Raw genomic sequence first — 12,801 nt, 5'->3', positions numbered from 1 at the left:
TGCGCTGCTGTCCCGCCCAACCTCAACATTCCACCGGACCAAGACACCAATAGCTGGAATGACATGCGCCCGTCAAACCGGTGGGCGCCATTCGATCCATACGTGCAGACGACCCAGGTCAACCGCCTGGGCACGCTCACCTATGTGTTGAAGGTGCCGTTCATCACCGGCATTGCGCTGCATGGTTTGACGGGCAAGCGCCTGCAGATCACGGTGACAGATGGGGTGGGCGGGGCGGACCTGATCACTCCCGTCGATACCGGTTTGAACCTGCCGCGCGTGGGCTGGTGGAACTACTTCTTCGGTGAGCGGACGGCCATCAAGTCGTTCCGCATCGAGAGCATCCCTAGTAAGTCGTCTACGGTCATCACAGTGACGGTGTCGGCCGACCCGACGCAACCGGTGGGGGTTGGCTGGATGTCGATCGGCACCTGGACGGCTTTCGGCATGACGAGTGTCGGTATGCCCTCGGGCACCCAGTACGGGGCCAATGCCGAGATCCAGAACTACAGCTACCGCAAGGACTTCGAGGACGGCACCTTCCGTGTCGTGCCCCGAGGCTCGGCGGTGAATCTGTCCCTGCCCGTGATCATCGATGCAGAAGACGCCAACCGGCTGTTCTCGCTCATCGAACGGCTTAAGGACACGCCGGTATCGGTCTATGCCAGCTCCATTGGCAAGTACCGCTATCTCGCAACGGTGGGCTTTATCAGCATCGGATGGCAGCCGCACACCACGGTCAGCACATCAATAACAGTGAATGTAAAGGGGGTTGTCTAATGCCAATCGTTCCAGTGCCACCAATCCGGGACCTTGGCACGGTTCCGAACAACAACATGGACGAGGCCACGTTCAACGTGACCGCAGAGAACTTCACGACGCAGATGGCGCCGTGGGGCGGCGATGTGAAGGCGGTGGCAGATTCTGCCAAGACCAATGCTGAGTACTCCAACGAGCGCGCGGTGAACGCGAACACCTCTGCCGAGACGGCAGCCGCCCGCCTTGTCGATGTCCAGACGGCAGCAAATGGCGCCTTTGCAGCAGCGAACTACAAGGGGGAGTGGTCCACGCTCACCGGGGCGCTGAATGTGCCGGCCACAGTCACCCACCTGGGACGCCTGTGGTATCTCAAGCTGAACCTGGCCAACGTGACGACCCAAGCCCCGGCCCTGGGGTCCACCTATTGGGGTGAGGTGAGCCGTAACGACTTCACCGTTTTGCCATGCCCTGCAGGCACGACCATCGCGGCGGATCGCGGTATGTACCGCATGAGTTCGGGCTCTTCGGTGCTGCAACTGCCAGCCAGCCCCTTCCATGGGATGGTGGTCGCAGCCGTGAACGTGTCCGGCACTCTGACGCCGTACATCCAGCGTAACGGCAAGACCATCTGCGGGGACGCAGAAGACTACGTGATGAACGTGCTGAACTGGCAGATTGCACTGCAGTTCGACTCTGCATCGAATGACTGGGTGCGGATCAGCGGGGTGACAGCGTACACCGCCGCGCAGCCGGCCATCGCCTCGGCCAACACCTGGACGGCCTCCCAGAACTTCACTGGTGGGCTGAACATGAACGGCAATCCAGTGATCGCCAGTGGCAGCAATGGCAATGGCAACTTCACCAGATTTGCAGACGGCACCCTCATTTGCTGGCACCGCTGGAATGTCGGTGGGTCTTCAATAAACGTGGGCGCTCTAACGAATGCGCTGGTGGGGTATTGGACATATCCCGCTGCATTCACCAGCGCAAACACTATTTCTGCGTATGGCAACTCATCTTTTGATGGCGGCGAGAACTTTGCATGCCGCTTGTTTTGCGGCGCAACAGAGGCGAGCGTGCAGATTCAGAACATCACCAATGCGAGCAGAACTGCGGCGTTTGCTAGTACTGGCATTTACCTTATGGCAATAGGCCGTTGGTTCTAAGGAAACACGTATGGCAAATGCAGCACAACAAGCACAGGCGCCGCTCTCCCTGGCAATCACGGGAGGGGTGTGTGACCTCTCAAAGCGCAGCTACTTCCACGCGACCATCACTGGGGCCACGGCGTTCACCTTTACCAATCGGCCTGCTGACTGCATGCTGTTTGAGCTGGAGGTAAATCTGACCGCTGGCACGCTGTCCTGGCCGGCGTCAGTGCGGTGGGTTGGTGGGATAGCTCCGCAAAACCTGCAGACGGGCAAGATCCATATGTTCCAGTTCCGCCGCCCGCAGTCAACCGGGGCAGAGCAGTGGCTGGGCTCTTACCTGCCGAACTATTGATATGGCGTACCGACCATTACTCATCAAAGGCCCGGTGTACATCACCATTGCGGCCAACGTCAGGAGCCCGGACATTCGGGCTCTTGCTATTTCTGCGGGTTGGGTTGGCTATGAGCCGCTTTACTGCACCATTAATGCTGGTGTAGATGTGGCGGCGCTCAGTATCCCCAGCACCATCCCGAGCGGCTTGCTGACTATTCTCAACCGAGGCCGGATTGGCGCCATGGTGGGTGGCACCTTTGGGATCTACACCCGAACCACGATCAACATCGATAACGCTGGTGGCACGATCTTTGGAGCTGGCGGTACTGGTGGTGAGGGCGGAGCGTTTCGGATTCAAAACCCAAACTCAGCAAGCTATCAGGCAATGGGTGCGCCAGGTGCGGGCGGGACGGGTGCTGGATTCAATACATCAGGAACATTGGCGCTGATTGCCGCGCAAAACGGCGGCCTCGGAAGCTCTGAAACTTTGGGGGGGCCATCCGTGGGTGGTCTGGGCACTTCATACGGCGGTAATGGGGGAGCCGGGGGGGCAATTGGTCAGCCAGGCACTGCAGGCCAAGGCGGAAGCGCATCGGGTAACTACAACCTGCTGCAGGTCTATCCACCTGGCTCGGGGCAAGCCGCAGGCAACTATGTAGACGGCCAGGCTTTTATCAACTGGATTGCCACGGGCACGCGCCTGGGCAACGCAATCTAAAGGAGCGGCATGTACTTCGACAAAGAAACCCGAGAGTTCGGGCTGAGCCCTGCGGAAATCATCGGCCGGCACGCGCACAACATGTCGTTCCCCGTGCCGTTTGAGGCGCCGGAACGCTATGTGCTCATCACACCGGCTGATCCGCCAGAGTTTGATCCAGCCACCCATAGGGCGGTGCCAGTGGAGCCTCTGGAAACAGAGGACGGCTACCTGCAGCAGTGGCAGGTAGTGCCGTTGGACGACGGCGAGCTGGCCCAGCTGGAGGCGGAGCGCCTTGCAGCCGAGCAGGCCGCCCGGGACGCTGCGCGGGTGACCGTGACCAAGCGCCAGGCCCTGCTTGCGCTGTTCGACATGAAGGGCATCAAGAACGAGGACATTGAGGCGCAGATAAACCTGATCCCCGATGAGGTGGACCGCTACCGGGCCCTGGTGGACTGGCAGGGGTCAGCGGCTATCGAGTCCGACAGCCCCACGGTGCTCGCTCTGGCAGCAGGCCTCAATCTGACCGAAGCTGATCTATTCGAGCTGTTCGGCTACGCCCAGGCGCTGTAACCCTCGGCACAACACACAACACGACCCGCTTCGGCGGGTTTTCTTATTTCTGAGGGAGTCTCTCGATGCAGAGCACAGATATCAGCATGCCGATCGCAAAGGCAACCAGTGCGGTGACGTTGGCCACGGCCGCGCAAGCCGACGTGGCAGACAAGATCGCCCAGGCGGCCACGGTCAATTCCAGCTTTGAGACATGGTACTGGGTGAACTCCATCCCGTGGGGCACCATCGCCTCTATCGTGGCGGCGCTATACACGGTGCTGCTCATCTGTGAATGGTTCTGGAAGAAGCTGTGGCGGCCGGCGTTCGAGCGCTGGGGCTGGATCAAGCCACGGCTGGGCCCGCGCATCATCACGCTGGACGAGTACCGCCAGATGACCGAAACGCAGAGGGCGGACCTGTCATGAGCAACAAGCAACGGGTCGCAGTGGCGGCCCTTACTGTTTCAGCTGCGGCGATCCTGAGCTTGTTCGGCGCGGAGGGCTTCCGCTCTGCGCCCTACATCCCAACGCAGGGCGATGTGCCAACCATCGGCTACGGCTCCACGGTCTACGAAGACGGCACCCGCGTGACTCTGGCAGACCCGCCCATCAGCAAGGAAAGGGCCCTGCAGATCGTGCGCGACCACAAGAGCAAGGACGAAGCCATGTTCCGGGCCAGCCTGCCCGGGGTGAAGCTCACCCAGGGCGAGTATGACCTGTACATGGACTTCACCTACCAGTTTGGCATCACCAACTGGCGCTCGAGCTCGATGCGACGCAACCTGCTGAACGGTGAGTACCTGCAGGCCTGCAACGCGCTGCCGGCCTGGCGCAAGCAAGCGGGGCGCGACTGCTCCCTGCCTCAGAACTGGGGTCCCAAGGGCTGCAAGGGTGTGTGGACCCGGCAGCTTGAGCGCCAGGCCAAGTGCCTTGGGGAGCAATCATGACCTGGCAGATCAAAGCTGCTCTGGCAGCCATCATCTCCGCGCTGGCCTTCTCCGCCGGCTGGGTGGTCAAAGGCTGGCAGGCCAGCAAGACCATCGCCGAGCTGCGCGCCGAGCAGTCCCAGGGCAAAGCCACCAGGGCAGAAGCCGCCCGCACCGACGAGACCAACACAGCCAAATTGGAGGGTAAGCATGCCCAAGACACGATTTACAACGCCGACCGCCTGGCGGCTTTCTATACCGGCATTGCTGATGTGCAGCGTCGTGAGCTTGCCCGTGCTGAGCGGCTGCACCGCGACACCGACAGCCGAGCCGCCACTTATCGCGCGCAAGCCCAAGCCGACGCCGCTGCCCGCGACGATCTTGCAGATAAAGCCGCAGTCCTCGACCGACAGCTTGCAGAAGGCCTCGGCGTGGTCGCAAGCCTCGGAGGTGACCTTAGGCGGCGAGACGCCGAAGTAGCCGCGCTGTGCGACCAGGTGAACATCGAGCGCCGGCTGAGCGGTCACGACAGCGACCAGGCCTGCAGCAGGTAGGTTGACAAAACGCGGAATTTGCAGGGTTGGTTGGTTGACAAATCTCGGTTTTTGCAGGGTTGGCATCTTGACCGATTCACGACAAAAGCTACTACAAAATATTCCAAAAATTATTCCAGCCCCAAAAGCAAAGAGCCTCCCCGGCGCCACTACGGCACTGGGGAGGCTCTTTTTTCGTTTCCGGGCGGTGCTGTCATGCAAAGGGTGGGGGGTATTGCAGGGCCCCGCCTTCAAAACGGCACATCTTTGCTCAGCGAGTCCATGAAGTCGGCAGACGGGTTCGCAGCCTTAGGCGGCAAGTACTGGCCAGGGTTCATCAGTACGCCGGTCGAAGTCTTCCGGTACTGCTCCCACATCTCCTCGTCTGTCTCCGGCACCCATCTGTCAATGAGCGAGCTTTCTATGCAGATCGCTTCCGGGTGATCGTCTTTGATGTGGTCCTCAGTGCAGCGGAAGCGGGTGGTCTTCCACTTCCCCAAGTCCTGAATTTTCCAAAAGTAGTGCTTTTCAAGCTTCATGCTGATCTCCTAGATGTACTGTGTATTTATACAGTTATCAGGAGACGCAGGCAAGAATGTGGAGGCGTAGCAAAAGGCGTAGTATTTAATGTCGCATCGCCTGATTAGCTATAGCAACACCCCGCTGCATCATTGGGGTATGCGATGAAAAATCGGCTTTTGTCAGCGTTGGATTTTCCATTGGGTTTGAACTCATCTATTGGTATGGGTTGGTATGCATCCAACTTGGCATGGCATGGGTGATGGGGTTGGCTCCGGGCCCATAAAGGCGGGCACAACCGGCGGGGCACCAGGGGGCAGGGTGGCTGCGCCTGTGTGCGTCTGGCCGCTATGCGCATCATACAAGGCTGGCTGGGGGGCCATCGGCCTGGGCGGGGTGTGCATATTAACGCAATTGGCCCATAAAGTTGGCGGCCACTCGCATGCAGCGCAAGGAAATATCTGGCAGATCCGCCCTGCAAGGGGTTTTCGGCGCGGGCGGGCACCGCAGCGGCAAGCGCCGCTATTTTTGAAGAGATTTAACACCCCGATGCGAATGTAAAGCCCATCGCAGCGCCTTGAAAATCTCGGTAAAGCTGGCCGTTTCCTACCGCCTCGCCCTCAGGCTTGCGCCATCATGGGCTGCAAGCAAGGCGGTTCTGCCTTGTGCTCTACAAGGATAGGAGGTCCTCAATGACAAACGCAACGACAACATGGATGCGCCGTATCGCCGCCGCTGCACTGGTGGCTACGATGGGGGCTGGCGCCGTCGGCGTGCAAGCGCAACCGCGCCCGCCGCAGGATGTGCAGCGCCATGATGACCGGGGCCGTGCGCAGCCCGATCGCCGCCATGATGCGCACCGGCCCGATGCGCGCAACCACCGGGGTGCGGGGCCGGACCACCGCTGGGTCAAGGGCTCGCGCGTGCCGCCCCAGTACCGGGCGCATGGCTATGTGGTCAATGACTGGCGCGGCCACCGCCTGAGCTCGCCCCCGCGCGGCTACCACTGGATCCAGAATGGCGGTGACTACCTGCTGGTGGCCATTGCGTCTGGTGTGGTTGCGCAGATCGTGTTTGGCAACTGATAGACCGTCGGTTTTCTGATCGGCCAAAGACAAAGCCCACAGGCATGGCCTGTGGGCTTTGTCGTAGTGGAGCGCGGAGATTTACTCGGCTTGCTCGGCGTCGGGCTCGGCCGGGGTGTCTGCAGCGGGCTCGGCGCCGTCGTCGTTCAGCGCCTGGCGCACGGCAGCCTTGTCGCCCGCGCTGGCAAACTTGCTGTACTTGGCCAGGATAGGCACCAGCTGGCCGTAGATGCGGGGCGTGCCGGCCAGCACTTCGCGCTGCTCCAGAAAGTCGGCTTCGCCGGTGAAGTTGCCGACCAGGCCACCGGCCTCGGTCACCAGCAGCGAGCCCGCTGCCACATCCCAGATGCTCAGGCCCGTTTCAAAGAAACCATCGCTGAAGCCGGCGGCCACATAGGCCAGGTCCAGTGCCGCTGCGCCGGGGCGGCGCACGCCGCTGGTGCGCTGCATCACATCGCCCAGCATGGCCATGTACTGCTTGAAGTTGTCGCCCGGACGGAAGGGGAAGCCGGTGGTGATCAGGGTATCGCGCAGCTGGGTGCGCTTGGACACGCGGATGCGGCGCTCATTGAGGAAGGCGCCACGGCCACGGGTGGCGGTGAACAGGTCGTTGCGGGTGGGGTCGTACACCACCGCTTGCTCGACGCGGCCGTTCACGGCCAGCGCGATGCTGACGCAGTACACGGGGAAGCCGTGGATGAAGTTGGTGGTGCCGTCCAGCGGATCGATGATCCAGATGTGGTTGGAGCGGGGGTTGCCGTATTCGTTGCCCGATTCTTCGGCGAGGATGCCGTGGTCAGGGTAGGCGGTCAGCAAGGTCTCGATGATCGCTTGCTCGGAGGCCTGGTCCACTTCGGTCACAAAGTCGTTCACCTGTTTGGTCGATACCCGCACCGATTCCACGTCAAGCGCGGCACGGTTGATGATGGCGCCAGCAGCGCGAGCGGCCTTGATGGCCATGTTGAGCATGGGGTGCAGGGAGGAGGACGACATAAATTGTGTGGGCGTAAGTGGGGCAGCAAAAACGCTGCGAAACGCTGGGGCAAGAGCGGCTTGTAGATCGCGGCCGGCGATGCGGCAGCGACAATAGGGGCTAGATTGTACCTGCGGTCGATTTTTTTCGCTGGTGCATGTCCATTTTTGCTCGACCTGTCTATGAAAACCCGTTTTGTTCTGATCGAAACCAGCCACGCCGGCAATGTGGGCGCCGCCGCCCGCGCCATCAAGACCATGGGTTTCGATGACCTGGTGCTGGTGCGCCCGCGCTGGAGCAATGTGCTGCGCAAGGAAGAAACCATCCAGCGCGCCAGCGGCGCACTGGATGTGCTGGCCAACTGCCGCATTGTGGCCACCGTGGAGGAAGCGCTCGATGGCATGAGCCACCTCTGCGCCACGGCAATGACCCCGCGTGACTTTGGCCCCCCGGCGCGCACGCCGCGCGAGCATTTTGCGCTGCTGCTGCAGGGCGCGCTGGCGGCCCAGCCGGGGCCGGTTCCACTGGATGAAGACAGCAGCCCCGCAGCCAGCGACGCCGTAGCCGCCAACCCCAGCGGCGAGAGCGGCGTGGCCTTTTTGTTTGGCTGCGAGCGCTATGGCATGGCCAATGAGGATGTGTACCTCTGCCATGTGGCGCTGTCGATTCCGACCAATCCGGATTTTGGCTCGCTCAACCTGGCGTCGGCCGTGCAGGTGGTGGCCTATGACTGGCGCCAGGCACTGGGCGGCTATGGCGTGAGCGATGTGGCGGCGCGGGGCGAGCGGGCCGATGCGCAGCAGGTGGCGGGCATGCTGGCGCACTGGCAGCAGGCGCTGGCCGAGATCGGTTTTCTGGACCTGGATGCGCCCAAGAAGCTGATGCCCCGGCTCAACCAGATGTTCAACCGCGCGCAACTGACCCAGGAGGAAATCCATATCCTCAGAGGTGTTGCCAAGGCCATGCTGCGCACGGCCGAGGCCACAAAACGCTAGACTGGCGGGCCCTCGAATACTTATATAACCATTGTTTCCATGCTTGACCGCCTGCGCTCCGATATTCAGTGCATCCTCGACCGCGATCCTGCCGCCCGCAGCCGTTGGGAGGTCATCACCTGTTATCCCGGTCTGCATGCGATCTGGATGCAGCGTCCTGCGCACTGGTGCTGGAGCCATGGATTCAAATGGACGGGCCGTTTCATCTCGCACATGGCCCGCTGGCTGACCGGCATCGAGATCCACCCCGGCGCGCAGATTGGCCGCAATGTCTTTATCGACCATGGCATGGGTGTCGTGATCGGCGAGACTGCGGTCGTCGGGGACGGCTGCACCATCTACCACGGCGTCACCCTGGGCGGCACCACGCTCTACAAGGGCGCCAAGCGCCATCCCACCTTGGGCAAGAACGTGGTGGTGGCTGCGGGTGCCAAGGTGCTGGGCGGCTTTGAGGTGGGCGATGGTGCCAAGATCGGTAGCAATGCCGTGGTCATCAAGCCGGTGCCAGCCGGTGCCACGGCGGTGGGCATCCCCGCCCGCATCATTGCCTCGCGCCAAGGCGCCAGTGCCGATGTGACCGAGGCCCAGCCCGAGCAGAAGTTTGCCGCCTACGGCGTGACGCAGGAAGACGACCCGCTGTCCAAGGCCATGCGCGGCATCATCGACAGCGCGGCCGGCCATGAGCAGCAGATCACCATGCTCTGGGCTGCGATCGAGAAGCTGTCGGTGCAAAGCAAGCTGGGCGATTGCGTGCCTTGCGATGCGCAGCGTGAAGCCGAGTTCGAAGCCCAGAAGCTGAGCGACCTGGTCGGCAAGTAAGCTGTCGCCGGTCGTTGGCCCGGTTAGCCCAGCTTGCGCACCATCGCGGCACTGGGCGCCAGCACCTGGCCATCGGCGGTTTGCGGCTGCATGCGCGCCACGGGTTTGCCGCTGGCTTTTTCCACCAAACTCGAATGCGCCTCGCCCGGCGCGAACAGCTGGTCCTCGCCCCATTGCCTGAGCGCCACCACCACCGGGAACAGGCCCAGGCCCTTGGCCGTCAGCGCATATTCCTGGTAGGCACTGCCGTCGGATGCGGGCTGCGTCTGCAGCACGCCCGCGTCCACCAACTTGCGCAAGCGGTCGCTCAGGATATTGCGCGCCATGCCCAGGTTGCGCTGCAAATCGCCAAAGCGCTGCACGCCGTCAAAGGCATCCCGCACGATCAAGAGCGACCAGCGGTCGCCAATGGCATCCAAGGCGCGCGCAACGGGGCAGGGCTGGTGCTGGGTCATGCGGTGTTCTCCAAGTTTTTCCAATCGAGTTGCATTTTAAAACTGGAATGCCTAGAATTCATCTGGTTTTAAATTAAAACTAGATTGGTGATGACTCGATGACATCCTCTTCCTGTGTCGATATTCCGGGCCGGCAGGTCCAGCGTCCTGCCGTGCCAGCAGGCTTGGTGGGGCTGTTTGCCGTGGCCGCTGGCGCCAGCGTGGCCAATGTCTACTACGCCCAGCCGCTGCTCGATGCGGTGGCGCTGGACCTGGGCATACCGCTGGCCGCCGTCGGCGGCGTGATCACCGCCACGCAACTGGGATCAGCGCTTGCCTTGCTGCTGCTGGTGCCCTTGGGCGACCGGGTCAACCGGCGGCCCTTGATGGCCTGGCAATTGCTGGCCCTGGTGCTGGCGTTGCTGGCCGTAGCCTTTGCGCCTTCTGCGCCGCTGTTGATGGCGGCGATGCTGGCGGTGGGCTTGCTGGGCACGGCGATGACCCAGGGCCTGATCGCCTATGCCGCCAGTGCGGCGCCGCCCGATGCCCAGGGCCGGGTGGTAGGGGGGGCGCAAAGCGGGGTCTTTATCGGCCTGCTGCTGGCGCGGGTACTGGCCGGGGCCGTGGGCGATGCCTGGGGCTGGCGCAGCGTCTATATGGCGTCGGCGGCGTTGATGCTGGCGATGGCCTTGCCGCTGTGGTGCTGGCTGCCGGTGCTGGCGCATCGGCCATCCAGCCTGGGCTATGGCCAGCTGGTGGCATCGATGGGCCGCCTGCTGCGGCGCGACCGGGTCCTGCAGGTGCGTGGCGTGCTGGCGCTATTGATGTTTGCCGCGTTCAGCATTTTCTGGAGCAGCCTGGTGCTGCCGCTGCGTGCGGCACCCTTTGGTTTTTCGCACAGCGCCATTGGCCTGTTTGGCCTCGTGGGTGCCGCCGGGGCCTTGGCGGCGACGCTGGCGGGGCGCTGGGTGGACAGGGGCCAGGCACAGCGCGCATCGCTGTGGGCCTTGCTGGCGCTGCTGCTGGCCTGGCTGCCCTTGGCCGGTTTGGGCGGGCTGCCCGATCCGCGCTGGGCGATAGCGGCCCTGGTACTGGGCATTGTGCTGCTGGACCTGGGTGGCCAGGCCTTGCATGTCAGCAACCAGGGCCTGATCTTTGCGCGCAGCAGCGATGCGCATAGCAGGGTGGTGGCCGTCTACATGCTGTTCTATGCAGTAGGCAGCGGCCTGGGCGCCATCAGCGCCACCAGCGTCTATGCCTATGCGGGTTGGCTGGGTGTGTGCGCACTGGGTGCGGTGGTCAGTGGCGCCGCGCTGCTGTTCTGGTGGGCCACGCACGACTGGATGCGTGCGGATCCTGCGCGCTCCGCTGCGAACGCTTAGGCTGCGGCAGGTTGTGCCTGGCCCAAGGCGGCCAGCACCGCAGGTGCAATGCGCCGGTGCATGGGCGCCACCGGCAGCATGTACAGATGGCCGAGCAGGTTGCGGACATGCACCACCGTCGTGATGGTGATGGCGACCTGGTCCTGGCGGCCGGCGACAGGCGCGCGGTGGACGCTGAGCACCACGTTCAAATGCTTGTCGCTGTCGCCGATCAGCGCCTCCGCTGCGCTGTTCTCCAGCACCGTAAAAACGCCCACGCGCTCGCCCGGCTGGTAGGCGCTGGCAGGCCGCTGCGGGTCGATCTGGGAGAGGGTGCCCAGGTTCTTGAGCCCCACCAGTTGGCCCACCCGGTTGCGGGCCTGCATGCACCACTCAATCCAGCGCGGCGTGCGCGCGACGGCGGCCAGAAAATAGGCCAGCGCCGGCTCGCCGGTCTGCGTGGTGTGGATGCACCAGGCATCCTGAAAATGCGCGCCGGCCAGGCGCTCGGCGATGCGGCTGCCCGCAGGCGGCCGGGTCTCTTGCGGTTGGGTGGGCATGGTGGGGACCAGCGTTTAGGTGCCAGCAGCAGCGAGCCGGGCGCTGGCAGCGCGCAGCCATTGGTCCAGCGCACCCGGCGCATCGCAGGCAATCGCCTGGCGGGCGGGCATGCTGCGCAGCCAGGTGATCTGGCGCTTGGCCAGCTGGCGCGTGGCGGCAATGCCTTGCTCGCGCATCTCGGCCCACAATGCGGGCGGCACGTCGCTTTCGGTCTGCACGGCAATGCCTTGCTGGGCGCAGCGGTCGAGCATCTCCCACATCTGGCGGTAGCCCACGCAGCGCATCGATGGCAGGTTCAGCTGCAAATCGCCGCGCGCGCGCAGCTGCTGCACTTCGGCCAAGAATCCCTGGGCCAGCATCTGGTCGTAGCGCAGCGCAATGCGCGCATGCAGCCAGGCGCGGTCGCTGGGCTCCAGGCTGAAAAGCTGAAAACTGGGCGCCAGCTGCAGCAGTGGCGACGGCCGCTTTTGCTGCGCATGGAAGTGCGACAGCGGCTGGCCGCTGATGCGCCAGACCTCCAGTGCGCGCTGCACCCGCTGGCTGTCGCCCGGCGCCAGACGCTGCGCGGTCACCGGGTCAACCTGGGCCAGCAGCCCATGCATATGGGGCCAGCCATGGAGGGCGGCCTCGGCATCGAGCTGGGCGCGCACCGCCGGGTCGGCTGCAGGCATATCGTCCATGCCATCCATCAGCGCCTTGAAGTACAGCATGGTGCCGCCCACCAGCAAGCTGATGCCGCCCCGCGCATGGATTTGCGCGACCAGCGCCAGCGCATCGCGCACAAACTCGGCCGCGCTGTAGGCGTCCAGCGGGTCGCGGATATCGAGCAGGTGGTGGACAATACCGGCCTGCTCCTGCACGCTGGGTTTGGCCGAGCCAATGTCCATGCCCCGGTAGATGAGGGCCGAGTCCACACTGATGATCTCGACGGGCCGCGCCGCGCCCAGTTGCTGCGCCAGCGCAATGGCAGCGCCGGTCTTGCCGGAGGCGGTGGGGCCTGCCAGGCCCAGGCAGAGGGGAGAGCTTGCGGCGGATGGCACGGTGAAGAAGCGGTGAGCTGGCCACGCAGGGCCCCATGCAGGCATGGGGGCTGGCGCAGA

17 protein-coding genes are annotated in these 12,801 nt (G+C 63.4%); 12 read left to right on the top strand and 5 right to left on the bottom strand.

Annotated features, from left to right (window positions below):
* Positions 1–102: 102 nt before the first annotated feature.
* The 8 genes from WH265_RS04595 (at position 103) to WH265_RS04560 (ending at position 4,975) form a co-directional block, all read left to right on the top strand.
* A complete protein-coding gene (locus tag WH265_RS04595; RefSeq protein ID WP_339557475.1) occupies positions 103–780 on the top strand; it encodes a hypothetical protein in 678 nt (225 codons plus the stop codon).
* Complete coding sequence (locus tag WH265_RS04590) at positions 780–1,925, top strand: hypothetical protein (protein ID WP_339557474.1); 1,146 nt, start codon at positions 780–782, stop codon at positions 1,923–1,925. Before WH265_RS04595 ends, WH265_RS04590 begins: the two co-directional genes overlap by 1 nt.
* A gap of 10 nt (positions 1,926–1,935) precedes the next feature.
* On the top strand, positions 1,936–2,262 hold the full coding sequence (locus WH265_RS04585) for a hypothetical protein (protein ID WP_339557473.1): 327 nt from the start codon (positions 1,936–1,938) through the stop codon (positions 2,260–2,262).
* 34 nt (positions 2,263–2,296) lie between these two features.
* Positions 2,297–2,962 carry a hypothetical protein gene (locus WH265_RS04580; protein ID WP_339557472.1) on the top strand — a complete coding sequence of 222 codons (666 nt, stop codon included), beginning with the start codon at positions 2,297–2,299 and terminating at the stop codon, positions 2,960–2,962.
* A 9-nt stretch (positions 2,963–2,971) separates the two neighbouring features.
* Positions 2,972–3,514, top strand: a complete 543-nt coding sequence (locus WH265_RS04575; protein WP_339557471.1) for a hypothetical protein — start codon at positions 2,972–2,974, stop codon at positions 3,512–3,514.
* Positions 3,515–3,579: 65 nt separating this feature from the next.
* The gene (locus WH265_RS04570; protein WP_339557470.1) at positions 3,580–3,921 is read left to right on the top strand and encodes a hypothetical protein; all 342 of its coding nucleotides are present in this window, start codon (positions 3,580–3,582) and stop codon (positions 3,919–3,921) included.
* Positions 3,918–4,442 (top strand): glycoside hydrolase family protein, encoded by a 525-nt coding sequence (locus tag WH265_RS04565; RefSeq protein WP_339537301.1) that lies wholly within the window; start codon positions 3,918–3,920, stop codon positions 4,440–4,442. Before WH265_RS04570 ends, WH265_RS04565 begins: the two co-directional genes overlap by 4 nt.
* On the top strand, positions 4,439–4,975 hold the full coding sequence (locus tag WH265_RS04560; RefSeq protein WP_339557469.1) for a hypothetical protein: 537 nt from the start codon (positions 4,439–4,441) through the stop codon (positions 4,973–4,975). Before WH265_RS04565 ends, WH265_RS04560 begins: the two co-directional genes overlap by 4 nt.
* A 230-nt stretch (positions 4,976–5,205) precedes the next feature.
* On the opposite strand, the gene WH265_RS04555 is transcribed toward WH265_RS04560, so the two are convergent.
* Positions 5,206–5,493, bottom strand: a complete 288-nt coding sequence (locus tag WH265_RS04555; RefSeq protein WP_339557468.1) for a hypothetical protein — start codon at positions 5,491–5,493, stop codon at positions 5,206–5,208.
* 672 nt (positions 5,494–6,165) lie between these two features.
* On the opposite strand from WH265_RS04555, the gene WH265_RS04550 reads away from it, so the two are divergent.
* Entirely contained in the window at positions 6,166–6,558 is a 393-nt protein-coding gene (locus tag WH265_RS04550; protein ID WP_339521157.1) for an RcnB family protein, read from the top strand.
* Positions 6,559–6,639: 81 nt separating this feature from the next.
* Here the strand turns inward: WH265_RS04550 and WH265_RS04545 are convergent, their stop codons facing one another.
* Positions 6,640–7,551 carry an inositol monophosphatase family protein gene (locus WH265_RS04545; RefSeq protein WP_116924968.1) on the bottom strand — a complete coding sequence of 304 codons (912 nt, stop codon included), beginning with the start codon at positions 7,549–7,551 and terminating at the stop codon, positions 6,640–6,642.
* Positions 7,552–7,713: 162 nt separating this feature from the next.
* On the opposite strand from WH265_RS04545, the gene WH265_RS04540 reads away from it, so the two are divergent.
* Together WH265_RS04540 and cysE are read left to right on the top strand one after the other, a co-directional pair.
* Positions 7,714–8,526, top strand: coding sequence for an RNA methyltransferase (locus tag WH265_RS04540; RefSeq protein WP_339557467.1), 813 nt, complete (start codon positions 7,714–7,716; stop codon positions 8,524–8,526).
* Positions 8,527–8,565: 39 nt separating this feature from the next.
* Positions 8,566–9,345 carry a serine O-acetyltransferase gene (cysE, locus tag WH265_RS04535; protein ID WP_339521155.1) on the top strand — a complete coding sequence of 260 codons (780 nt, stop codon included), beginning with the start codon at positions 8,566–8,568 and terminating at the stop codon, positions 9,343–9,345.
* A gap of 23 nt (positions 9,346–9,368) precedes the next feature.
* On the opposite strand, the gene WH265_RS04530 is transcribed toward cysE, so the two are convergent.
* Positions 9,369–9,800 (bottom strand): winged helix-turn-helix transcriptional regulator, encoded by a 432-nt coding sequence (locus WH265_RS04530; protein ID WP_339557466.1) that lies wholly within the window; start codon positions 9,798–9,800, stop codon positions 9,369–9,371.
* A 98-nt stretch (positions 9,801–9,898) separates the two neighbouring features.
* Here WH265_RS04530 and WH265_RS04525 point away from each other — a divergent pair, with 98 nt between their 5' ends.
* Complete coding sequence (locus tag WH265_RS04525) at positions 9,899–11,161, top strand: MFS transporter (RefSeq protein WP_339557465.1); 1,263 nt, start codon at positions 9,899–9,901, stop codon at positions 11,159–11,161.
* Here WH265_RS04525 and WH265_RS04520 read toward each other — a convergent pair.
* Both WH265_RS04520 and miaA read right to left on the bottom strand, forming a co-directional pair.
* Positions 11,158–11,700, bottom strand: coding sequence for a DUF2867 domain-containing protein (locus tag WH265_RS04520; protein ID WP_021027668.1), 543 nt, complete (start codon positions 11,698–11,700; stop codon positions 11,158–11,160). The genes WH265_RS04525 and WH265_RS04520 overlap by 4 nt on opposite strands.
* Before the next feature lie 15 nt (positions 11,701–11,715).
* Complete coding sequence (gene miaA, locus WH265_RS04515; protein ID WP_445228485.1) at positions 11,716–12,786, bottom strand: tRNA (adenosine(37)-N6)-dimethylallyltransferase MiaA; 1,071 nt, start codon at positions 12,784–12,786, stop codon at positions 11,716–11,718.
* Positions 12,787–12,801: the final 15 nt, after the last annotated feature.

The sequence above is a fragment of the Comamonas sp. MYb396 genome (assembly GCF_037479555.1).
In the GTDB taxonomy this organism is placed as follows: Bacteria; Pseudomonadota; Gammaproteobacteria; order Burkholderiales; family Burkholderiaceae_C; genus Comamonas.
The sequence above is the reverse complement of the archived record's forward strand: the minus strand, read 5'-3'. Positions and strand labels throughout refer to the sequence as shown.

Bases quoted from the DNA above. Each gene is read 5' to 3' on its own strand.
- WH265_RS04555 (WP_339557468.1), bottom strand. From the start codon at position 5,493: ATGAAGCTTGAAAAGCACTACTTTTGGAAAATTCAGGACTTGGGGAAG.
- WH265_RS04520 (WP_021027668.1), bottom strand. From the start codon at position 11,700: ATGCCCACCCAACCGCAAGAGACCCGGCCGCCTGCGGGCAGCCGCATC.
- WH265_RS04525 (WP_339557465.1), top strand. From the start codon at position 9,899: ATGACATCCTCTTCCTGTGTCGATATTCCGGGCCGGCAGGTCCAGCGT.
- WH265_RS04565 (WP_339537301.1), top strand. From the start codon at position 3,918: ATGAGCAACAAGCAACGGGTCGCAGTGGCGGCCCTTACTGTTTCAGCT.
- WH265_RS04575 (WP_339557471.1), top strand. From the start codon at position 2,972: ATGTACTTCGACAAAGAAACCCGAGAGTTCGGGCTGAGCCCTGCGGAA.
- WH265_RS04530 (WP_339557466.1), bottom strand. From the start codon at position 9,800: ATGACCCAGCACCAGCCCTGCCCCGTTGCGCGCGCCTTGGATGCCATT.
- WH265_RS04540 (WP_339557467.1), top strand. From the start codon at position 7,714: ATGAAAACCCGTTTTGTTCTGATCGAAACCAGCCACGCCGGCAATGTG.
- WH265_RS04590 (WP_339557474.1), top strand. From the start codon at position 780: ATGCCAATCGTTCCAGTGCCACCAATCCGGGACCTTGGCACGGTTCCG.
- WH265_RS04545 (WP_116924968.1), bottom strand. From the start codon at position 7,551: ATGTCGTCCTCCTCCCTGCACCCCATGCTCAACATGGCCATCAAGGCC.
- cysE (WP_339521155.1), top strand. From the start codon at position 8,566: ATGCTTGACCGCCTGCGCTCCGATATTCAGTGCATCCTCGACCGCGAT.
- miaA (WP_445228485.1), bottom strand. From the start codon at position 12,786: ATGCCTGCATGGGGCCCTGCGTGGCCAGCTCACCGCTTCTTCACCGTG.
- WH265_RS04570 (WP_339557470.1), top strand. From the start codon at position 3,580: ATGCAGAGCACAGATATCAGCATGCCGATCGCAAAGGCAACCAGTGCG.
- WH265_RS04585 (WP_339557473.1), top strand. From the start codon at position 1,936: ATGGCAAATGCAGCACAACAAGCACAGGCGCCGCTCTCCCTGGCAATC.
- WH265_RS04550 (WP_339521157.1), top strand. From the start codon at position 6,166: ATGACAAACGCAACGACAACATGGATGCGCCGTATCGCCGCCGCTGCA.
- WH265_RS04560 (WP_339557469.1), top strand. From the start codon at position 4,439: ATGACCTGGCAGATCAAAGCTGCTCTGGCAGCCATCATCTCCGCGCTG.